Origin of the sequence: Janthinobacterium darwini (assembly GCF_051380905.1) — a bacterium.
Lineage (GTDB): Bacteria > Pseudomonadota > Gammaproteobacteria > Burkholderiales > Burkholderiaceae_D > Janthinobacterium.
On record NZ_JBNYXX010000001.1, the window covers coordinates 2,750,425 to 2,769,511 of the forward strand.

Here is a 19,087-nt window from a genome sequence, read left to right on the forward strand (position 1 = left end):
CGACATCACCCGCCAACCACGTTGTCGGATTACGGCCCTTCGGTCCTAATCCAACCTACGGCCACGGTGCTGGCGTCACATCCAGATATTGCGCCCCGCCCTGCTCCGGGGCCGGCTCGGCCGCATCGCGCGCGGCCGGCTGGTTCAACGGCCCGGCCGGCGAACGCAAACTCAAGATTTCCTTGCGCGATTCGACGAAATCGGCGGAACTCAAAGGATGTTGCTGGTCCGGCCAGTGGCTGACGGCCCATTCCTGCAAAGTTTCAAAGCGCCGCCATAGTTCAGTAATGAATTCACGGCGCACCTCTTCCAGTGCTACTTCCTGCTGCCCCGGCGTCTTCTCGACGCCTTCTCCGATATGTACCTGCATGGCTGCTCCCTGGCTGATCAATCATCTTGCCAGACTACGCAAAGACATGCCAGGCGTCTGTTCGCGAACGAACACAGAGTTATTCGGGCATCTTGCGGAAACCCACGGCCAGGCGGTTCCAGGTATTGATGGCGCCGATGGCCAGGGTGACGTTGACCATTTCCGCCGGCGTCAATTGCTCCGCCAGCGCCGCATAGTCTTCGTCCGACGCATGATTCTGCGGCAGCAAGGTCAGCGCTTCCGTCCAGGCCAGCACGGCACGCTCGCGCGGCGTGAAGAACGGCGTTTCGCGCCAGACGGACACGGCATACAGGCGGCGCTCCGTTTCGCCCGCCTTGCGCGCGTCGCTCGTGTGCATGTCCACACAAAAGGCGCAGCCATTGATTTGCGAGGCGCGCAGGCGGATCAGCTCGACCAGCGAGTGTTCCACGCCCAGCTTGGCAATCGCCGCTTCCAGCGCGTACATGGCCTTGACGGCGTCTGGCGAAGCTTGTGTAAAATCGAGTCGTTGCTGTGTCATGATGCATTCCTTGATAATGAAAGATGCGCCATTGTAGAAGCGCACCAACAGCGCGCGGCAGGCCAATCCTGCCGAAAAACGGCAGACCACCCACAGATACCCCATGGAATTACATATCCTGATCGACGGCACGCGCGACCTGGGCGGCCAGCTGTATCGCCAGCTCAGCGAAGCCATCCGCTCGGGCCGCCTGGCCGACGGCCAGCAATTGCCGCCTTCGCGCCTGCTGGCAAGCCAGCTGGGACTGTCCCGCAAGACGGTGTCCGACGTGTATGAAAAGCTGGGCTATGAGAAGCTGCTCATAGGAAAAGTGGGCGTGGGCAGCTTCGTGCAGACGCCGCGTGCCTCGCCGCAGCGCCGCCACGCCAGCACGCCGCTGGCCAGCGCGCAGCGCATCGCCCACTGGGAAGCGACGCCCACACCCTTGCGCCACGCCAGCCAGGAAACGCCCGCCCGCTACGCCTTCATCGGCGGGCGCGCCACGCCCGCGCACTTCCCGCAAGATGAATGGCGCGCCTGCATGCTGCACGCGCTGCGCCAGGATGGACAGGCGCGCGGCCGCTACGGTCCAGTGGAAGGCTTGCCCGCCTTGCGCACGGCGATTGCCGGCCATGCCGCCTTCAGCCGCGGCATCCATTGCACCGAGGAACAGGTACTCGTCACCAGCGGCGCGCAGCAGGCTTTGCAGCTGCTGGCGCAAACTCTGCTGGAGGCGGGCGACACGGTTGTCGTGGAAGAACCCGGCTACCCCGTGGCGCGCACCGTGTTCGCCAGCCAGGGCGCGCGCGTGGTGGGCGTCGACGTGGACGAGGATGGCCTCATCGTCGCGCAAATCCCGGACGGCACGCGCTTGATCTATGTCACACCCGCGCATCAATTTCCACTCGGCATGCCGATGAGCATGGCGCGCCGCCATGCCTTGCTCGAGCGTGCCCGGCAGTTGGGGGCCATCATCATCGAGGACGATTACGACAGCGCCTTCCGCTATGAAGGCCGGCCCGAGGATTCCCTGCAAAGCATGGACCGCTACGGCGTCGTCGCGCATGTAGGCAGCTTTTCCAAGATCATGCTGCCGGAATTGCGCCTGGGCTATGTGGTGCTGCCGCAAGCCATCGTGGCTGCCATGCAGACAGTGAAGTACCTGAGCGACTGCCATACTGCCAGCCTGGGCCAGCATGCGCTGGCCAAGTTCATCCTGGACGGCCATTTGCTGCGCCACATACGCCGCTGCCACGACATTTATGCAGGGCGGCGCGAACGGCTGCAGCACTGGTTCAACGGTCCGTTGTCGCCATGGTTCCGCCTGGTGCCGGCCAGCGCCGGCTTCCATGTGGCGGCGCTGGCGCAGGCGCCGCTCGATATCGCCGAATTGCTGCGCCGCGCGCGCCTGGCCGACATCAGCTTGTATGCGCTATCCGGCTTTTACGATGGCCCCGCCCGCCATGAAGGCCTGTTCCTCGGCTATGGCGCCATCGACAGGCTCGATATCGACACGGCGCTGGCCAAGGTGCTGGCGATCCTGCAAGAGATGGCACCGCTGCCCCTCAGCGGGCTTGCAAGCCGGGTTGCCAACGATAATGCCCCGTGATGGGATAACTGAACAAGATATTTTCCTCGCGCGCGCCCTCGCCGATGTTGTGGATGATGAGCGGCACGCCACTCCATGACTGCTTGTCGCTGACGATGCCGATATGCGTGAGGTTGCGCGGCAGGCGCCATGTGACGATGTCGCCCGCGCGGTAAGCGTTCGCTTCCTTGGCTGGACGCAGGCTGGTGCCGTGGCGCGTAAGGAACGTGCCCAGGTTCGGCACGCGGCGGTGGTCAATATTGCGGTCCGGCCCCTTCATCTGCCAGCGCCCCTGCTGCTGGTACACCTGCCAGGCCTTGCGCATGTCCTCATGCACCAGCACCTGCAAATCCTGGCCCAGCTTGCGGTAGGCGCGCACGATCACATCCGTGCATACGCCCCGCTCGAGCGGCACGTCGCCGCCCGGGTAGGCGAGACGTTCGTAGCGCGGGTCGTACTGCAGGGTCACGCCCACCTGGCTGCGGGCAGCGGCGACGAGGGCTTGCGGGGTGGCAGCAGGGGCTGCCGAGGCCAGCATGGGCGCCAGCGCAAGAAGCAGAAGGGAGAGCAGTTTGGTTGGCATCAACGTCGATGGTCGGATGGAAATGCCAACTTTACCGCAGCGGCAAGAAAAACGTCGGACGCTTAGGCGGCCAGCTGCGCCAGGTGGCCAGGAAAATCCACGGCCGGGCCAGCCGCATTGACGGTGTCGAAATAATCATGCCAGCCCGTGGCGGCGATGCCGGCCAGCAAAGCGTCCAGCGCCGCCTCGTCCGGGAAGCGCCAGACGGCATAAAATTGCTGGGCAGCGGCATGCAGCTTGCCGCCGTCGATGGCGCCCATGGCGAGCGCTTCGGCGCCAGTGCCGGACAAGGCCGCCATGCCGGCGCCCACCGTGTCGAAATACGCCTGGCGCGCGGCGCCATCGAGGACCAGCCAGGCGGGTTTCGGGCTGTACAGCTCTAACAAATAATGCATGCTTTCTCCTTGGGTAATCAATTGTCAAGCCAGCGAGCGCTGGGCCCGCTTGCAGATGCGTTGCGTGGCGGCGTCGGGACTTTCCTGCAACCATTGCGCGCACAGGCTGCGCACCCATTCCGGCTGGCTCTTGGCCGCATCGTTGAGCCAGTTGGCCACGGAATCCTGCACGTAGACGGCCGGGTCGGCGCGCAGGGGCAGCAACAGGGGCAAGGCAAGCTGCGGCTCTTCTTTTAGCTGTGCAATATGCGCACACCACACGCCGCGCGGGCGCAGCGCTTCGCAGGCAAAACGGCGCACTCTTTCCGACGGGTCCGCCGTCCAGGGCGCCAGCTGGCCAATGGCGTCATCAAGACTCGCCGCCAGATGGGGCCGCAGCGCCAGCCAGGCCCATTCACGCACGCCGAAGTGGCCATCGTCGGCCAGCGGCCGCATGGCCGCCAGTTGTTGCGGCAAGGACCATTGCGCCTGGGCGGCGATGGCAAAGCAGGCCCAGCCCCGCACCGTGTCGGAGGCATGGCCTTGCAATTTCGCCAGGTCAACGTTGGCCTCCAGCAGCAATTGCGCCGCCAAGGCCATGCGCCGGGTGATGCCCTCAGCGGCCTGCGCGCGCATCCGGTCCAGGCGGATGGCGCCGATAGCGGGTACGGCAGCAGCCAGCAACTGGGCAAAATCGATGGCCAGCCCTTCCGTCAGGGTGGCGCTGGCCACGCTTCCCCCGTTCAGCAGGGCCAGGCGCTCCGCAGTCACATCGGCGACGCCGCGGCTCATGATGCACCCTGCATTTCACCTTTATCCGTCTTGCGCCAGGCTTTTTCCAACAGCGAACTCAACAATTGCATTTCCTCGGCCGAGAAATCGGCAAACAGACTGGCGATCCATTGCGCGTGCTCATCGACCAGGGTGGAGGCGGCAGCTTCCCCCTTGGTGCTCAGGCGCACCAGCAGCTTGCGCCGGTCAAACTGGTCCGCGTGGCGCGCCAGAAAACCGTCGCGCTCCAGGCCGTCGAGCAAGCCCGTGATGGTGCCGCGCGTCACGCCAGCCTGCTCGGCCAGTGCGTGCGGCGAGAGTCCTTCGGGCACGTCACGCAGCAGGGACAGCAGCACGAACTTGCCTTCTGACAAGCCATGCCGCCCCAGGCGCGTGGCGCAATCGCCATCGATGGCCGATGCCAGGCCCAGCACTTCAAAGCACAGGCGCAGGCGCGCCGTGGACTGCGTCATGTCGAGACCGCTGGCGCGGCGCTGCACGTCGCCCAGCAGGGCCGTGTATTTCTGTTCGAGCTTTATCATATGGCGCAATATAATATGGCGCCATACTAAATGTCAAATGGAAAACCATGATGGTTTGCCTAGCGGCTCAAAGGCGGGCTTTATCCCTCGCCCAGGCGATGATGGCTTGCGCATCGATGGCGCCCGGCTGGCGCGCCACTTCCACGCCACGCGAGAACAGGGCCAGGGTGGGAATGCTGCGGATATTGAACCGGCTGCCCAGATCCGGCGACGCTTCCGTATTCACCTTGACGACGCGAAACGCGGGCTCCAGTGTCTTGGCGGCCTGGACATAGAATGGCGCCATGCTGCGGCACGGGCCGCACCAGGGCGCCCAGAAATCCACCAGCACGGGAATGTCGCTGCGCTCGATATGCTTGAGAAAACGGGCGCTGGCCAGATCCACGGGCTGGCCTGTAAATAAATCTTTCTGGCATTTTCCGCAGCTAGGCTGCTCGTTGAGCCGGGCGGGCGGCAGGCGGTTGACGGCGTCGCAATGGGGGCAAACGATGTGCAGGGAGTCTGGCGTGGTCGAGGTCATGGCATTCCTGGAAAGGGTGGCGTACAGTTGCCGAACATTTTACGGTGTATCGTGCAGCGCCGTCGGCACGCTGGCGGCGCATTTGCCAATACTCCACTATAGTGCGCTGGAACGGCGCGCACATTGCCCGGCCAGCCAAGGAAAACAATGCCCGATGTCGCAGAAAACATGGATTTGAGCAGCAAGCCAGCTCACGCAGAACTCGCCGCCGCCCTGGCCTTGCAGCATGCAGCCTACCTGGCCCGCCCCGTGCCCACGCTTGCCGAGCGCAAGCGCGACTTGCAAACATTGCAGCGCTTCATCCAGGACCATAAAGAGGCGCTGTGCGAGGCGATCAGCGCCGATTATGGCAACCGCTCCCGGCACGAAACCTTGCTGGCGGAGATCTTTCCCGCCATCGACGGCATCGCCCATGTCCTGAAACAGTTGAAAAAATGGATGAAACCGCAGCGCCGTGGCGTGGACTGGCGCAATTTCCTGGGCGCCCGCAACCGCGTGCTTCCCCAGCCGCTGGGCGTGGTGGGCGTCATCGTGCCGTGGAATTTTCCTGTGAACCTGAGCCTGGTTCCCCTGACCTACATCTTTGCCGCTGGCAACCGTGCCATGGTCAAGATGAGCGAAAACTCGCGCCACCTGGCCCGGCTGCTGATCGAGAAGATGCCAGCCTACTTCCCGCCGGAAAAATTGCAGTTTTTTGAAGAGACAGGCGGCGTGGGCATGGCTTTTTCACAGCTGCCGTTCGACCACCTGCTGTTCACGGGGTCCGGCCAGACGGGCCGCGCCGTCATGGCGGCAGCCGCGCGCAATCTGTGCCCCGTCACCCTGGAACTGGGCGGCAAGGCGCCGGCCATCGTCTGCGCAGACTTTCCCCTGCGCACGGCCGCCGAGCGCATCCTGTTTGTCAAATACCTGAACGCGGGGCAAATCTGCACCAGCGTCGACCACGCCTGGCTGCCCGAAGCGAGCATCGCCGCCTTCGTCGAACACGCGCGCCAGATCATGCCCACGCGCTACCCGCGGCTGGATACGCCCGATTACACCTCCATCATCGACGAGGCCGCCTTTGAGCGCCTGCTGCAGGCGCTGGACGAAGCGCGGGAACAGGGCGCACAAGTGATTCCCTTGCTGCCAGGGCCTGCCTACGACCGGGCCACGCGCAAGATCGCGCCGCACATCGTGCTCGATGCGCCCGAGGACAGCGTGCTGCTGACGCGCGAAATCTTCGGCCCCATCCTGCCGCTGCGCGGCTATGCGACCCTAGACACGGTGATCGACAGCATCAACGCGGGGCCGCGCCCGCTGGCCATCTATCCATTCAGCAATCAGGCAGATACCGTGCAACTGCTGATCGACACGGTGATGTCGGGCGGCGTATCCGTCAACGATGCCCTGTACCACGTGGGCCAGCACGATTTGCCCTTCGGCGGCGTGGGCGAGTCCGGCATGGGCCACTACCATGGCGTGGAAGGTTTCCACACCTTCAGCAAGCTGCGGCCCGTGTTCTACCAGGCCCGCTACAGCGCGCTGAAACTGCTGTGGCCGCCGTATGGCCAGCTGGCCAGCCGCGTGCTGGCCTTCCTGACGCGTTGATGCCTTACAAGAACAGCGAGGCAGCGATGGCCCACATCACGAGGGCGATGATGCCGTCGAGCACGCGCCACGCCATGGGCTTGGCAAACACGGGCGCCAGGTAGCGGGCGCCAAAGCCCAGCAGGAAGAACCACAGGGCCGAAGCCATGATGGCGCCGCCGGCGAAGTAGAAGCGTCCTACGCCTTCATGCTGGCCGCCGATGGAACCGAGCAGGATGACCGTGTCGAGGAAGGCGTGGGGGTTCAGCAGACTGAACGCCAGCGCAGCGCCGATCACGGCCCAGTAGCCTTCGGGCGCCTTGGCAGCCGACACTGTCATGGCCGTTGGACGCCAGGCCGACTTTGCAGCGCGCAAGCCATACGCAATCAGGAACGTGGCGCCGCCGGCCTTGGCCCACAGCAGGAAATTAGGGTTATCGGCAATGAACCTGCCCATGCCAGCCACGCCAGCCGTGATCAGGATGGCGTCGCACAGCAAGCACACCAGGATGCAGGTGAGCACGTAATGGCGCTTTAGCCCCTGCTTGAGCAAGAATGCGTTTTGCGTGCCGATGGCCACGATCAGGCTCGCTCCGAGCCCCATGCCTTTCAAGAAAATTGCGCTGTCCATATCGATTCCTTTCCATTGCTTTCCATCACGCGCACGGCCGCCCACGCTCTGCCGGCAACGGCAAAGTCATCAGAGGTAGGTGGAGGGTGTAGCGGAACCAGGAGGACCGCGCGGGAGAGTGGAGTTGTTACCCTATTTCAACAGTGTAAAGAAAAAGTAAATATAAGTATAATGAATGATTCTAACCATATATAAGAGAAACTTATGCGCGTCGTCGATTACCGTGGATTGGCCGCCCTCGACGCCGTAATCGGCCTGGGCAGCTTTGAAAAGGCCGCGCAGGCGCTGGCGATCAGCCAGCCAGCCGTGTCGCAGCGCATACGCACCCTGGAAAACCTGGAAGGCACCCTGTTGATCATCCGCAGCCACCCGCCCTTGCCCACGGAAGCGGGCCAGCGCCTGATCGCCCACTACCGGCAAGTCAAGCTGCTCGAGGCGGCGCTCGACGCCCAGCCCGGCCCCACCACGCAATTGCCGGCGCTGGCCATCGCCGTCAACGCCGACAGCGCCGCCACCTGGATACCGGAAGCGCTGGGGCCGCTGCTGTCGCCACCGTCCTGCCTGCTCGACATCCGTCTCGACGACCAGGACCACACCCTGAGCCAGCTGCGCGAAGGACGCGTGTTTGCCTGCGTCACCAGCGCCAACGACCTGGTGGCCGGCACCACGGCCACGCCGCTGGGCGGCATGCGCTACCTGTGCGTGGCGTCGCCCGCATTTGCGCAGCAATGGTTCCCCCATGGTTTTACAGTGGAGGCCGTCAGCCAGGCGCCCGCCATTACGTTTGGCAGCAAGGATGCCCTGCACGAGCGCTATTTGCAGCACCGCCTCGGCTACACGGGCCGCTATCCGCACCATGTGCTCGGTTCGGCGCGCGACTTCGTGCGCTTCATCGAAGCGGGCTATGCTTATGGCATGGTGCCTTTGCTGCAGGCGGAAACGGCGCTGGCCGCCGGCAGGCTCGTCGACGTGGCGGCGGGGCAAGCGCTCGACGTGCCCCTGACCTGGCATGCCTGGGATATCCAGACGCCGCTCACGCGCACCTTGTCGGACGCCGTCATCGCCACGGCGCGCAAATGGCTGCTGCAGGATTGATTGTCGCATGCAACAGTTATCTATGACGGACAGCAACTTCCCCATGCGCGCCCTGCCCTGCCTGGTCTACACTGCAAGCATCACCCACAAGTATCAGGAGCCAGCATGACGATCCTGCGCACTACATTGCTCGGTTTGCTGGCGGCCATCCCGCTGGCCACAGGCCTGGCTGCCTGCTCCCCCTTGACCGCCATCAATGCCTTGTCGTCCGGCAGCGCCTCGCAAGTGACGCGGGGCCTGGCCTACGGCCCCCTGCCACGGCAAAAACTCGATGTGTATGTCCCAAAAATCCGCACAGGACCCGTGCCCGTGGTGGTGTTCTTCTATGGCGGCAACTGGACGGCGGGCGAGCGCGCAGACTATGCCTTCGTTGGCCACGCGCTCGCTGCGCGCGGCTACATGGCCGTGATCGCCGACTACCGGCTATATCCGGAGGTGCACTACCCCGAGATCTTGCAAGATGCGGCCCGCGCCGTGGCCTGGGCCGCGATGGAGTCCAGCCGCCATGGCGGCGACCCCGCCCGCCTGTTCGTCATGGGCCATAGCGCCGGCGCTTACAATGCGGCGATGGTGGCGCTCGACGCCAGCCTGCTGGCACGCCACGGCATGCACCCGCACGACTTGCGGGGCTGGATAGGCCTGGCCGGTCCCTATGATTTCTTGCCGATTGAAAACACCACCACCCGGCCCGTCTTCTTTTACCCGGACACGCCCGCCTCTTCGCAGCCTATCCATCACGTAACCGCCGAAGCCCCGCCCGCCCTGCTGATAGCCCCCCTGCCCGGGCAGGACAAGCTGGTCAATCCGCAGCGCAACACGGGTGGCCTTGCCAATGCCTTGCGAACGCTGGCCAGGCCCGTGACGGAAACGTATTTCGACAAGGTCAGCCATACCACCCTGGTCGCTTCGCTGGCCAGCCCCTTGCGCATGCTGGCCCCCACGCTGGACGCCGTGAGCGCCTTTATCGACGCCAACAGCAAGGTCGATACCACGCTGACACGTAATATGGGCGCGGCCACGGACGGGCGGGAAATCCCCGCCACGCTGCCACGTCCGGCAAAGGCGCAGAGCGCCGTCACGCAGGCTGGCGCCGCGCGCGCCCACGACAAAACGCCCGCCCCCTGAAGAACGGGCGTTCTGCCCGGACCACGACGCACGATGCTGCGCCAGCTAAGCGCATCCCAAGGCTAGCCCCTCGCGATGCGTATTCAGCTGTCATCGGCTAACAGCAGCAGCCCGCTTACTCTTTACGGCTTGCACCGCTGGTTTTGCTTTGTGCCGAACCCGCTTGCGATGCGCTGCCACTGGCGGAGCTTTCGCTGCCGGCCGACTGCTGACTACCTTGCTGGCTGGCGCTTTGCAGGCTTTGACCCTCACGGTTGTGCGCACCGCGCTGCTGGTCGCGGTTGGCGCCGTTTTGATGGTTGGCCTGAAATGGTTCGGCGACGCGCTGCATGACTTCCTGCTGCTTGCGCACGTTTTTCTGCGCTTCTTCCGAAGCCGTGCGGGCCACTTCTTCGGCCAGGGCCTTGGCAGTGCGGCTCGCTTCAGTCACATGCCGCTCTGCCACATTGGCCAGTTCGACCTGCGTATCGGCTGCCAGGCGCGATACCTGTTCCTGGTACTTGCGCAGTTGCTCGGCGGCTGGCTGGCCCACAGCGGCAGCCACCTGGAACACATCTTCAGCGCGCTCGACCGTCAGTAGCTTCTGGCTGGAGACAGTGGCTTCTTCCAGCAAGCCTTGCGCCAGCTGCATGTTCAGGTCATTGAAGTGCTGCACCGACTGGAACAAGGACTTCGACAGGCTATTGAAAAAAGCCAGTTGCGCTTCCAGGTGGTTTTTGACGGCAGGGGTAACACTACGGGGATATGGATACATGAAATTCCTCATTCAATAGCGGTTGGGTAGACACAAGGCGACACCACCGGCTGTCGAACGGTGAAGCAGACGACCGGGCTACGCCACGAAACGCGAAAAAACATATCCGATTGGTGGGAAGATGCTTTGCAACGCGAGTCCCAAGGCTACGCGAGCACCGCAGGTGAGGGATGATCTGGATCAAACGTGCGTTAAGCTGCGCAGAAAGTTTTGGCTGGACGGCTTGCCCTGGCAAAACGTCAGTGAGGGGAAAGAAAATCTGTGCCAGGCACGCTCAACGGACAGTGCCCGTGGCCGGCACGACGGGCTTGTAACCATGGCTGCGCAGCGAGGCTTCCAGCCAGCGGTTGCCATACCAGCCACGCGCCAGCAGGTAACTGAGTTCCGCGGCGGCCATCAGCAGCATCATCGGACCAATGCGCAGTTCGGTGGCCAAATGGCTGCCAAACCACAGGCACGCATCCATCGCCAGCATGAGCAGCAATAGCCACCAGCGGCGCTTGGCCACGGCCCAGAACGAGCCCAGCAACAGGGCCGGCCAGGAAAAACCCGCTTTCACATAGGCATAGCGGCCGGCATCGTCGGCAAACAGGGTGGCGCTGTGCTTCATGCTGCTCTCTTTGGTAATGAACGGTGTCAGGGTTCGGGATGGTGGCAGACGGCTTCGACATTGTGACCGTCCGGCCCCAGGACGAAGGCGCCGTAGTAATTCGGGTGATAGATGGCGCGGATGCCTGGGGCGCCGTTATCCTTGCCGCCTGCTTCCAGCGCGGCCTTGTAAAACGCGTCCACCTGAGCACGGTTGTCCGCCGCGAAGGCAAGATGCATGCCGGCATGCGGCGCACCGCCCACGCCGAACCAGAAATCGGGCTTGCCGTCCTTGCCCAGGCCGACCCAGCCCTGCACTTCCATCACCACCGACACGCCCAGGGGCGCCAGGGCGGCCGAAAAAAAGGCCTTGCTGGCCTGTGCATCGCTGACATTCAAACCGATGTGATCAAGAATCATGGTGGCGCTCCTTGCAGGTAAGGGGACAGGAAGCACAGTATGCGCCAATATTGCTTTTTAGGCAATCAAAACAACAACTCCTGCGCGGGCGGAGTATACCCGCGCAGGCGCCCCGGTACGATGACCGTGCAGCTGCCTCGCCTAGCGCAGGTTGCCCGTATGGCCCAGCGAATAGCGGCCCGGCTGAGGCCACACGGTCAGGCCATGCGGTTCCTGGCCGACTTTCACCTTGGACACGTCGCCGCTGTTCGTATCGATGCGATACACCACATCGTCGAAGCGGCCGGACAGCCAAAGATACTTGCCATCGGCGCTGACATTGCCCATATCGGGGCTGCCCCCACCGGGAATCGGCCACTGCGTCACCACTTTTTCGGTGGCGAAATCGATCACGCTGACGCTGCCCTTGCCCTTCGGTTTGCCGTGGATGCGGTGCGTGCCGCGGTTGGCCACGTACAGTTTCTTGCCATCGCGGCTAGGGTACAGGCCGTGCGCGCCCACGCCCGTCTGGATGAAGCCGATTTCCTTCAGGGTGGCGCCATCGACGATGTGCACACCGTCGGCGTCCATGTCGGCGATATAGAATTTCTTGCCGTCCGGCGAGATGCGTATATCTTGTGGCATGCCCTTCTTGACGCTGCAGATTTCATTCGCAGGGCCACCCACGGGACCGGACTCGGCAAAGCGCTTGGCCGGCATCTGCAATTTCAGGTAGCCGTCGACCTTGCGCCCAACCAGGTCGATCTTGGCGATGGTGCCGTCGAACTCGCAGGTGAACATGGCGTAGCGTCCATCATTCGAGAAATCCGCATGGTTGATGCCGCCGCACTGGGGCGTGTCGATCGAATACTGCACCGCCATGGTCTTCGGATCGCGGAAATCGAGGCGGTGGCGCGCTTCGGCCACGACGATGGCCGACTTGCCATCCGGCGTAAAGTACATATTGTAGGGATCATCCACGGGCACTTCCTTGCCCGGCTTGCCGCTCAAAGGGTCGACCGGGGTCAGACTGCCCTTGTCCGTGCGTTCGGCGTTGTTCGCCACCCACAAGGTGCGCAAGTCCCACGAGGGCACCACGTGCTGCGGACCGCTGCCGACCTTGAACTTGTCGACCACTTTCAGGCTGTCCTGGTCGATCACGTAAACATCGTTCGAGCGCAGGTTGGGCACGTAGACGCGGCGCAAGTGATCCTTGACGACGGGACTCATATTGCTGCTGGCAATGCTGCCATACACGTTTTTCGGATCGACCAGCGGCGGCATGCCCGGCAGCGGAGAATAGGCGGCAGCCGGCGCCGCAGCGGCAGTGGCCGGCGTGCTGGCGCCAATGACCTGGCTGGCCATGCCCAGGCCTGCCAGCGCGGCAGCCAGGGCGGACAAGGTGACGAGAGTGCGTCGTTGAGTTTTTTTCATGTTATTTCGCGTCTTTTCGTTGCAAAAGCCAGAAGTTAAGCACTTCCGGCGGAGAATTTACTTGTTACGTTGTAGCAGTTGTTTGATGGCGGCCACCGAGGTGTCCACCTGCAGCTTGATGCCGATCTGGCCCAATTCAGCCGTAGCGCGGGTGGCGTCGCCGCGCACGCCGTCCGCCACGCCGGGCTTGGGTCCGTGGGCCATGGCTTCGCTGCGCACCAGCGACGGGTCCGTCGCCAGCATCAGTGCCGCGTCCGCCAAGCCCGCATGCAGGCCGATCTCGGCGCTGCTGTAGCCGCGCTTTTGCAGATCGGCAATATATTGCGATTGCGTAATGTCATAGTAGTCGAGCAAGGCATACGCACGGGCATCTTTGGCAGCAGAAGCTTTCCCCCAGGCACGGTTGAGTTTATTCGCCACATTCTGCTCGTTCTTCTGATACCCACCGTGATCACCGAGGAATATGATGTCGCGAAAACCATGCTGGCGCAGGCTGGCGGCCGTACCTTCCAGCACGGCTTCGAAGGCGGCTGGCGGTATCGAGATCGTGCCGGCAAAGCGCATGTGGCCGGCCGGCGGAGAAATCGCGCCTTCCGGCACGTAGGAAACGACGGGTGCGACGATGGTGTTGCCCAGCTTTTGCGCAATCTGGCGCGCCAGCAGCCCGGCGCGCACATTGTGCTTGCCCAGCGCGATATACGGCCCGCTCTGCTCGACGCCGCCAATCGGCACCAGCACTGTCGTGGCACCGTGGTCGATACGACTGCGCAACTCCGAGCTGGTCAGTTCTTCCAGCATGACGCTGTTGCTGGCAGGCGCGGCCGCCAAAGCGGACGCTGCGGGAATCAGGCAGAACAGGGTAAGGGTAAGCAGAGAGCCGAATGGCTGAAACAAAATCGAGGGCGCGCGCGGCGCAGGGGGCACATTCGGCAGGGGGAACTGCAGAGTCATAAGCAAACATCTTTCCAAGGTCAAAGCGTGACGCCGTGCCCGGCCTTGCCAGGCACGCTGGCTGCCACGCAGGAATTGTATTCCATCATGACGGGAAGGGCACGTTAATTTGACGCGGCACTTTGCAAGGAATTGACGAGGGGAAACTATCTATCAGGCTGTTGTCACCCTGGCCTCGCCCACCTCGCCATCATGGAGAGTCTCGTTGCGCTTCTCGGCATAGGCCTTGAGTGAGCGCATCGTTTTGGGAAGCCCTTGCCGAACTTGCTTGGCAACGCCAGGCCCGAACAGAAAGGCAAGCGCTCCAGTGAACCACACGCGGTGAACGACTTCCGATCCGCCGTCTACGGCAATAACCGTGTGCTCGAAGTGGATACGGAACAGCGGGATATAGCCCTCGACGGTGAACGAGCGGCCTGCGGAGCGCTCGGTAACCACCATCGGAATACCCATCCCTTTATTGGGAACTATCCTGCCATGTGTCCCAGCCGCAAATGGCCCATTGAGTCGCGCTTGCTTTGTGTCCGGATCCCACAGATGCCATCGGTCGACTTCGCTCCAAATTTGGTCGATGACCGTGGGCGCGACTGCAATGTGGATGCTTTCTTCGATATGCCTCAATTTGGAATCTCCGTTTCATTCTAATGAAAGTAACTGGGTCTGCTATCCGGCATCGCACCGTATCTGGATATTGGTCGGCAGCATGGAATTCATCATGCAGCATCGCCAGGATAACTGCGACTATCAAAGGATCTTCCTCCTGCCGGAAAAACACAGCTGCTTTTCCTTTGCATCGACAAAAATGTACCTGCCGGGATTGAAGGATACACTGTTTTTTTATCATATAAGTATAATTAGATTCTGTTTATACTTGTCGCAGTCAGAATCGGGCCATGACGAACTCCTTGTTTGGAGCCAGGCTTAAGCGGTATGCCAGTGCGCAGGCGCACGCTGGGCAAGACAAATAACGAGACAGGTATTTCAAACACTGGCACGATACCATCCTGAAAGCGTTGGCCGGGTTCGACGACAGAATTCTACCCGTCATGGCGGTGAGCATATTGGATTTTGAGAGATGATGAACACAACACATTGGAGGATTCAGGAGCTGGAGCATCACTCCGCGAATATCGCCTGGCTGAATGCCGAGAGTGCGCGCCGTGCATATGATTTAGTGGGCCTTCATGACTCGAAGACGCATCTCGGCTTGAACGTTAACACCGTTGGCTCAATCGAACGAATCGAATTTGGAGATGATGCGGCCATCGCAACCAAGTGGTTACGTGCGCGTGTGCCTGAAATTCAGCAGGTCGTAGTTGTGTTTGGAGAAAACGACTGTTTCCTATGCAGCAGCGTGTTCCTGGTCGAAAACTGGTCGGATATTTTTATCCCTTCACGTGACGATGCAATGGTCTATTCGAACGACACGCCGCTCATCTTGTTTTATTGCCATGAGAATGAATTCGAGGTGGGACAGCGCATTTTCTCTGATTAACGCTCGGGTTCAGCCAAAAGCGGATGGATTACTGGAAAGCAGCTATTATCTCAACTGTAGTGGAGGCAAGAATTCAAAGCTATATATTCGCATCGTCAAACGAAGCAAGTGCAACCGCATAACTGTGAATCTCCCTGGACTAATCCAAAATGGGTTGAGACGCATTCAATGTGGCGGACTGTTAGACGGCTTACCATATAAAATTACAGCGCTTCGCGCTCATCAATTGAAGCCATTATTGGAAGGTCGTCAAGCAGCTCTTTTTTGCCACGGCATTGGAACGCGTATCGGTAGGGAAGTGTCTTTCGCTCTCGTCGAGTCAGCGGACTATGACATTGAGGCGAGATACGAAGATGGCGGCGTTACGAAAATGGTGCCGGTTCAATTGAAAGAACTTCCGGCGCGACAATTCGATAGCTTCTCGCATGAACAAGAAGCGCCCCCTGCTCTGAACCGAGTACGGCCAATACCAGACGGTCCGTGATTGATGGGAAGAATGGCGCTCACTCGACTGACGCGAAGCCCTCGCATAGAATCATTACTCTGATTCACTTAAAAGGTAGCAATGTCAATCCGTAAAGCTCTTCCCTGGAACTCGAGACTTGGGGCGACATGGGGGCTGCGGTTCACCTGTATGAGTCTTTGGGATGGGTTCGTGGCCCGGACCCAAAACCAGAAAGTGGAGCGGATCGCTTTTACTGCTTGGCACTAGTCAGGTAAAACCCGATTTAATGAGCGCCTCCCGCAGCAGTCGACTACTAGCAAACTGAATGACTGCACTGGGGCGGAAGCAGACGGAGCCGATTGGCGCGCTTCATCGCCGACAGCAGCTTGTACTCTCCTGATCCATAGTTCTTGAATGATGAAAAACCGATAGATTGTAAGTTACCAACGATTGGTGCGTGATGACGAGCAGCGCATGGACGAATCAGAGACCATGAATTACTTGGCAATGGCTTCGCTGCGACTGCATCACCTACATCTCCGCCAAGTTATAAACTGTCTCTAAGACCACGATTTTCAGCGCGGGAATTTATACCGTACCAGCAGCGTCGGTCCCTTGCCGCTGGGTGGCGTCAGCAGTATCTCGTCACCCGGCTGCATCTCTTCATACATCACCGTGCAACAGGTCGGCATCGAATGGCCGCGCGCCGGATACACGCCAACGTCGGTGTGCAGGGTCGCAGCGCGCACGTCCACACTGGTCTCGCCGGCCTTTCCTGCTTCTTGCAGCAGTTTGCGCAGTGCGGTGACGAAGTCCCCTTTGCTGAGCCTGGCAGGGGCTTGACTTGCTTTCGGGCGGGCGCTTGCGTCGTTTTTCATGGCAGTTTCTTTCAGTGTATACATTCCCGCTACTATATCATTCGCCCCTAGCGGCATCACGCCAAAATAGACGCTAGCCCCACCCACCTGCACTTTCCTGCCCCATAGTTCTTGGAATATGTCGTAGCTGCCTGATCCAACAACGAGGGATGACATACGCGAACAGCTTGCTGCGCTAGCAGATGCGACAATGTCTCTGACGTTTGTCCGGACGGGCCGGCCTGTCTCGCCGCTGTAGCAGTCGTTCGATTGATACAGCATGTGCTTGTATGCGGCGCCTTGTGTCTTGTCTCTGCCGTGCCGCGCTTCTAGACTGGGGCCTTCTCCACGCTGCGACTGCATACCATGACCGAACTCCTGCCCCTGATGAGCTATTGCTTTGTAATGTCCGCCACGCCCGGGCCAAACAACGTCATGCTGGCCACCACCGGCGCCAATTTCGGTTATCGCGGTGCGCTGCCGGTGATCCTCGGCATACAGGTCGGCATCTTTGTGCAGACCATGCTCATGTGCGTGGGGCTGGGCAGTGTCTTCGTCGCGTACCCGATGGCGCAGCAGGGACTGCGGATCGCGGGCGCGCTGTACCTGATGTTTTTGGCCTGGAAGCTTGCCGGCGCCTCGGTGGCGGGAAGCAGCGCACCAAAGGCCGTGTCGTTTGCGCAGGCGGCGCTGTTTCAGGCGTTGAATCCCAAGAGCTGGCTCAAGGCGATCACCATGGCGTCGGTCTTCATGCCTTCGCAAAGCAACATGCTCGCCAACGCGCTGCTGGTGTCCGTGATCGGCACCGTGGTAGGCATGCCGTGCAACACCATGTGGGCGCTGTTCGGCGTCTCGATTCGCAGCGTACTGAAAGCGCCCCGCAACCAGCGCATATTCAATCTGGCGATGGGTGCTATTCTGCTGGTTCTCGCCGTGATGTTTTTACGCTAGACTTCTACCCATGTTCGCCATCGACCGCTCCTCACCCATCGCCCTGTTCAAGCAGATCGAGGCCGCATTGCGCCAGCAGATCGCGCAACGCGTCCTGCCTGGCGGGACCAAGCTGCCGTCGATCCGCCAGCTCGCCACGCAGCTCGCGGTGAGCACCAACACCGTGGTGGTGGCTTATGACAGGCTGGTGGCCGCAGGCGTCATCGATACGCACGGCACGGCGGGCTTCTTCGTCTGCGCACCAACTGATGCCAGCCACGCCATTCCCGACGAGGTGGCGCTGGAAGCGGGCCAGGAGCAGGAACCCGTTTGGCTAAGCCAGCAAGTGAACGACCAGCGGCCGGGCGTGCTGCTGGCCAGCAGCGGCGCCTTGCCGCCCACTTGGCTGCAGGATGCGCTGCCGGCGGCCGCCGTGCAACGTGGCCTGGCGCGCAGCGCAGCCGGCATGGCCTCGCGCTGTCCGCCACAAGGGCTGGCCGAACTGCGCGAACAGATCGCGCTGCTGTTGCGCGGCATCGGTATCGCTGCGGACGCCAGCCACATCCTCACCACTTTCGGCGGCACCCATGCAATCGATCTGATCTGCCGCACCTTCCTGCAGCCTGGCGATACGGTGATGGTGGAAGACCCCGGATACTTCCTGATGTTCGGCAGGCTGCGCCAGGACGGCGTGCGCCTGGTGCCGATCAAGCGCCGCCCCGATGGCCTCGACCTGGATGAACTGGAAGCCGCCTGCCGCGCGCACCGTCCGCGCCTGCTGTTCGTGCAGACGGCTTTGCACAATCCTACCGGGTGGAGTAGCAGCGCCGCCAACCTGCACAAGGTGCTGATCATGGCGCAGCAACATGGCTTCCTGATCGCCGAAGACGACGTGCACGGCCATTTCCAGCAGGCCCACAGCACGCGGCTGGCATCGCTGTCCGGATTGGACGGCGTGATCTACTACTCCAGCCTGTGCAAGGCGCTGAGCCCGGCCCTGCGCATGGGCTACCTGGCCGCAGCGCCTGCCCTGCTCAAACTGCTGATGCGAACCAAGATCCACGCCATCATGACGTTGCCTGCGCTGAACGAATACGTTCTGCTGGAAGTGCTCAAGGCCGGCAACCTGCGCAAGCACCTGGAGCGGCTGCAACGCAAGATCATGGTGGCACGCAACGCCAGCACGCAGCAACTGAGCGCGGCCGGCGTGCTGTTCGAGCGGCCCGGCGATGCAGGAATTTTCCTGTGGGGCAGCATGCCCGAAGGGCTGGACGTGGACTTGCTGGTGCAGGATGCCTACCGCAACAAGATCCTGCTGATGCGCGGCGCGGCGTTCTCGGCCAACGACACGCCCAACCAGCACATCCGCTTCAACGTCGCCTTCAGCCAGCATCCCCGCGTGAGCGCTTATCTTGAAGAGCGCCTGCGCGCGGTGGCTGGCGCGCGCTCAAGCCTGGCGCGCGCCAGCGGCGCCGCCAGCAGCGCGGGCAAGTCCTGAGTATCGGCTGCGCCCTCCTTCCTTTGCACTTCATCGTGACAGCCAAAGTATTCAGTCCGAGGCGGCTAC

The 19,087-nt window shown here is 61.8% G+C and carries 22 protein-coding genes; 7 read left to right on the forward strand and 15 right to left on the reverse strand.

Features of this window, described 5'->3' with window-relative positions; translation table 11 throughout:
- Nucleotides 1-55: 55 nt before the first annotated feature.
- Together ACQ4WZ_RS12650 and ACQ4WZ_RS12655 are read right to left on the reverse strand one after the other, a co-directional pair.
- Complete coding sequence (locus tag ACQ4WZ_RS12650; RefSeq protein ID WP_436573569.1) at nucleotides 56-370, reverse strand: hypothetical protein; 315 nt, start codon at nucleotides 368-370, stop codon at nucleotides 56-58.
- A gap of 79 nt (nucleotides 371-449) precedes the next feature.
- Nucleotides 450-890, reverse strand: a complete 441-nt coding sequence (locus ACQ4WZ_RS12655) for a carboxymuconolactone decarboxylase family protein (RefSeq protein ID WP_101484462.1) — start codon at nucleotides 888-890, stop codon at nucleotides 450-452.
- Nucleotides 891-993: 103 nt separating this feature from the next.
- On the opposite strand from ACQ4WZ_RS12655, the gene pdxR reads away from it, so the two are divergent.
- Nucleotides 994-2,478, forward strand: coding sequence for a MocR-like pyridoxine biosynthesis transcription factor PdxR (gene pdxR, locus ACQ4WZ_RS12660; RefSeq protein ID WP_436573570.1), 1,485 nt, complete (start codon nucleotides 994-996; stop codon nucleotides 2,476-2,478).
- Here the strand turns inward: pdxR and ACQ4WZ_RS12665 are convergent.
- From ACQ4WZ_RS12665 to trxC, 5 genes are all read right to left on the reverse strand, one after another.
- Nucleotides 2,435-3,040 (reverse strand): DUF1287 domain-containing protein, encoded by a 606-nt coding sequence (locus ACQ4WZ_RS12665; protein WP_436573571.1) that lies wholly within the window; start codon nucleotides 3,038-3,040, stop codon nucleotides 2,435-2,437. The genes pdxR and ACQ4WZ_RS12665 overlap by 44 nt on opposite strands.
- Nucleotides 3,041-3,102: 62 nt before the next feature.
- Nucleotides 3,103-3,435: a DUF6616 family protein gene (locus tag ACQ4WZ_RS12670; RefSeq protein ID WP_101480641.1), complete on the reverse strand. Its 333-nt coding sequence runs from the start codon at nucleotides 3,433-3,435 to the stop codon at nucleotides 3,103-3,105.
- 24 nt (nucleotides 3,436-3,459) lie between these two features.
- Nucleotides 3,460-4,206 (reverse strand): HEAT repeat domain-containing protein, encoded by a 747-nt coding sequence (locus ACQ4WZ_RS12675; RefSeq protein ID WP_436573572.1) that lies wholly within the window; start codon nucleotides 4,204-4,206, stop codon nucleotides 3,460-3,462.
- Complete coding sequence (locus tag ACQ4WZ_RS12680) at nucleotides 4,203-4,724, reverse strand: MarR family winged helix-turn-helix transcriptional regulator (RefSeq protein ID WP_436573889.1); 522 nt, start codon at nucleotides 4,722-4,724, stop codon at nucleotides 4,203-4,205. The genes ACQ4WZ_RS12675 and ACQ4WZ_RS12680 overlap by 4 nt, the downstream gene beginning before the upstream one ends.
- A gap of 70 nt (nucleotides 4,725-4,794) precedes the next feature.
- Nucleotides 4,795-5,247 carry a thioredoxin TrxC gene (gene trxC / locus ACQ4WZ_RS12685; RefSeq protein ID WP_436573573.1) on the reverse strand — a complete coding sequence of 151 codons (453 nt, stop codon included), beginning with the start codon at nucleotides 5,245-5,247 and terminating at the stop codon, nucleotides 4,795-4,797.
- Nucleotides 5,248-5,394: 147 nt separating this feature from the next.
- Between trxC and ACQ4WZ_RS12690 the strand changes: the two genes are divergently transcribed.
- Entirely contained in the window at nucleotides 5,395-6,837 is a 1,443-nt protein-coding gene (locus tag ACQ4WZ_RS12690) for a coniferyl aldehyde dehydrogenase (protein WP_436573574.1), read from the forward strand.
- Nucleotides 6,838-6,841: 4 nt separating this feature from the next.
- Here the strand turns inward: ACQ4WZ_RS12690 and ACQ4WZ_RS12695 are convergent, their stop codons facing one another.
- Nucleotides 6,842-7,447 carry a LysE/ArgO family amino acid transporter gene (locus tag ACQ4WZ_RS12695; protein WP_436573575.1) on the reverse strand — a complete coding sequence of 202 codons (606 nt, stop codon included), beginning with the start codon at nucleotides 7,445-7,447 and terminating at the stop codon, nucleotides 6,842-6,844.
- A gap of 204 nt (nucleotides 7,448-7,651) precedes the next feature.
- On the opposite strand from ACQ4WZ_RS12695, the gene ACQ4WZ_RS12700 reads away from it, so the two are divergent.
- Nucleotides 7,652-8,542, forward strand: a complete 891-nt coding sequence (locus ACQ4WZ_RS12700; RefSeq protein WP_035817600.1) for a LysR family transcriptional regulator ArgP — start codon at nucleotides 7,652-7,654, stop codon at nucleotides 8,540-8,542.
- A 105-nt stretch (nucleotides 8,543-8,647) separates the two neighbouring features.
- Nucleotides 8,648-9,667, forward strand: coding sequence for an alpha/beta hydrolase (locus ACQ4WZ_RS12705; protein WP_133992431.1), 1,020 nt, complete (start codon nucleotides 8,648-8,650; stop codon nucleotides 9,665-9,667).
- A gap of 115 nt (nucleotides 9,668-9,782) precedes the next feature.
- Here ACQ4WZ_RS12705 and ACQ4WZ_RS12710 read toward each other — a convergent pair whose 3' ends face one another.
- The 6 genes from ACQ4WZ_RS12710 to ACQ4WZ_RS12735 all read right to left on the reverse strand — a co-directional run bounded on the left by ACQ4WZ_RS12710 (nucleotide 9,783) and on the right by ACQ4WZ_RS12735 (nucleotide 14,414).
- On the reverse strand, nucleotides 9,783-10,421 hold the full coding sequence (locus ACQ4WZ_RS12710; RefSeq protein WP_436573576.1) for a phasin family protein: 639 nt from the start codon (nucleotides 10,419-10,421) through the stop codon (nucleotides 9,783-9,785).
- A 274-nt stretch (nucleotides 10,422-10,695) separates the two neighbouring features.
- Nucleotides 10,696-11,031 carry a hypothetical protein gene (locus ACQ4WZ_RS12715; RefSeq protein ID WP_133992435.1) on the reverse strand — a complete coding sequence of 112 codons (336 nt, stop codon included), beginning with the start codon at nucleotides 11,029-11,031 and terminating at the stop codon, nucleotides 10,696-10,698.
- Nucleotides 11,032-11,057: 26 nt separating this feature from the next.
- On the reverse strand, nucleotides 11,058-11,429 hold the full coding sequence (locus ACQ4WZ_RS12720; protein ID WP_101480634.1) for a VOC family protein: 372 nt from the start codon (nucleotides 11,427-11,429) through the stop codon (nucleotides 11,058-11,060).
- A gap of 141 nt (nucleotides 11,430-11,570) precedes the next feature.
- Nucleotides 11,571-12,842 (reverse strand): YncE family protein, encoded by a 1,272-nt coding sequence (locus ACQ4WZ_RS12725; protein WP_436573577.1) that lies wholly within the window; start codon nucleotides 12,840-12,842, stop codon nucleotides 11,571-11,573.
- A gap of 57 nt (nucleotides 12,843-12,899) precedes the next feature.
- On the reverse strand, nucleotides 12,900-13,793 hold the full coding sequence (locus ACQ4WZ_RS12730; protein WP_436573578.1) for a creatininase family protein: 894 nt from the start codon (nucleotides 13,791-13,793) through the stop codon (nucleotides 12,900-12,902).
- A 153-nt stretch (nucleotides 13,794-13,946) separates the two neighbouring features.
- Nucleotides 13,947-14,414 (reverse strand): SRPBCC family protein, encoded by a 468-nt coding sequence (locus tag ACQ4WZ_RS12735; protein ID WP_436573579.1) that lies wholly within the window; start codon nucleotides 14,412-14,414, stop codon nucleotides 13,947-13,949.
- Nucleotides 14,415-14,868: 454 nt separating this feature from the next.
- On the opposite strand from ACQ4WZ_RS12735, the gene ACQ4WZ_RS12740 reads away from it, so the two are divergent.
- Nucleotides 14,869-15,288, forward strand: a complete 420-nt coding sequence (locus ACQ4WZ_RS12740; protein WP_436573580.1) for a hypothetical protein — start codon at nucleotides 14,869-14,871, stop codon at nucleotides 15,286-15,288.
- A gap of 1,020 nt (nucleotides 15,289-16,308) precedes the next feature.
- Here ACQ4WZ_RS12740 and ACQ4WZ_RS12745 read toward each other — a convergent pair.
- Nucleotides 16,309-16,611, reverse strand: coding sequence for an HNH endonuclease (locus tag ACQ4WZ_RS12745; protein ID WP_101484460.1), 303 nt, complete (start codon nucleotides 16,609-16,611; stop codon nucleotides 16,309-16,311).
- Between the two features lie 345 nt (nucleotides 16,612-16,956).
- Between ACQ4WZ_RS12745 and ACQ4WZ_RS12750 the strand changes: the two genes are divergently transcribed.
- Nucleotides 16,957-17,541, forward strand: coding sequence for a LysE family translocator (locus tag ACQ4WZ_RS12750; RefSeq protein WP_101480629.1), 585 nt, complete (start codon nucleotides 16,957-16,959; stop codon nucleotides 17,539-17,541).
- A 10-nt stretch (nucleotides 17,542-17,551) separates the two neighbouring features.
- Nucleotides 17,552-19,018, forward strand: a complete 1,467-nt coding sequence (locus ACQ4WZ_RS12755) for an aminotransferase-like domain-containing protein (protein WP_436573581.1) — start codon at nucleotides 17,552-17,554, stop codon at nucleotides 19,016-19,018.
- The last annotated feature ends 69 nt before the right edge of the window (nucleotides 19,019-19,087 follow it).

Excerpts from the sequence above, each read along its gene's own strand:
- ACQ4WZ_RS12650 (WP_436573569.1), bottom strand. The coding sequence starts at position 370 with ATGCAGGTACATATCGGAGAAGGCGTCGAGAAGACGCCGGGGCAGCAG.
- pdxR (WP_436573570.1), top strand. The coding sequence starts at position 994 with ATGGAATTACATATCCTGATCGACGGCACGCGCGACCTGGGCGGCCAG.
- ACQ4WZ_RS12675 (WP_436573572.1), bottom strand. The coding sequence starts at position 4,206 with ATGAGCCGCGGCGTCGCCGATGTGACTGCGGAGCGCCTGGCCCTGCTG.
- ACQ4WZ_RS12730 (WP_436573578.1), bottom strand. The coding sequence starts at position 13,793 with ATGACTCTGCAGTTCCCCCTGCCGAATGTGCCCCCTGCGCCGCGCGCG.
- ACQ4WZ_RS12690 (WP_436573574.1), top strand. The coding sequence starts at position 5,395 with ATGCCCGATGTCGCAGAAAACATGGATTTGAGCAGCAAGCCAGCTCAC.
- ACQ4WZ_RS12720 (WP_101480634.1), bottom strand. The coding sequence starts at position 11,429 with ATGATTCTTGATCACATCGGTTTGAATGTCAGCGATGCACAGGCCAGC.
- ACQ4WZ_RS12725 (WP_436573577.1), bottom strand. The coding sequence starts at position 12,842 with ATGAAAAAAACTCAACGACGCACTCTCGTCACCTTGTCCGCCCTGGCT.
- ACQ4WZ_RS12665 (WP_436573571.1), bottom strand. The coding sequence starts at position 3,040 with ATGCCAACCAAACTGCTCTCCCTTCTGCTTCTTGCGCTGGCGCCCATG.
- ACQ4WZ_RS12670 (WP_101480641.1), bottom strand. The coding sequence starts at position 3,435 with ATGCATTATTTGTTAGAGCTGTACAGCCCGAAACCCGCCTGGCTGGTC.
- ACQ4WZ_RS12755 (WP_436573581.1), top strand. The coding sequence starts at position 17,552 with ATGTTCGCCATCGACCGCTCCTCACCCATCGCCCTGTTCAAGCAGATC.
- trxC (WP_436573573.1), bottom strand. The coding sequence starts at position 5,247 with ATGACCTCGACCACGCCAGACTCCCTGCACATCGTTTGCCCCCATTGC.
- ACQ4WZ_RS12745 (WP_101484460.1), bottom strand. The coding sequence starts at position 16,611 with ATGAAAAACGACGCAAGCGCCCGCCCGAAAGCAAGTCAAGCCCCTGCC.
- ACQ4WZ_RS12740 (WP_436573580.1), top strand. The coding sequence starts at position 14,869 with ATGATGAACACAACACATTGGAGGATTCAGGAGCTGGAGCATCACTCC.
- ACQ4WZ_RS12695 (WP_436573575.1), bottom strand. The coding sequence starts at position 7,447 with ATGGACAGCGCAATTTTCTTGAAAGGCATGGGGCTCGGAGCGAGCCTG.
- ACQ4WZ_RS12705 (WP_133992431.1), top strand. The coding sequence starts at position 8,648 with ATGACGATCCTGCGCACTACATTGCTCGGTTTGCTGGCGGCCATCCCG.
- ACQ4WZ_RS12710 (WP_436573576.1), bottom strand. The coding sequence starts at position 10,421 with ATGTATCCATATCCCCGTAGTGTTACCCCTGCCGTCAAAAACCACCTG.
- ACQ4WZ_RS12750 (WP_101480629.1), top strand. The coding sequence starts at position 16,957 with ATGACCGAACTCCTGCCCCTGATGAGCTATTGCTTTGTAATGTCCGCC.
- ACQ4WZ_RS12700 (WP_035817600.1), top strand. The coding sequence starts at position 7,652 with ATGCGCGTCGTCGATTACCGTGGATTGGCCGCCCTCGACGCCGTAATC.
- ACQ4WZ_RS12655 (WP_101484462.1), bottom strand. The coding sequence starts at position 890 with ATGACACAGCAACGACTCGATTTTACACAAGCTTCGCCAGACGCCGTC.
- ACQ4WZ_RS12715 (WP_133992435.1), bottom strand. The coding sequence starts at position 11,031 with ATGAAGCACAGCGCCACCCTGTTTGCCGACGATGCCGGCCGCTATGCC.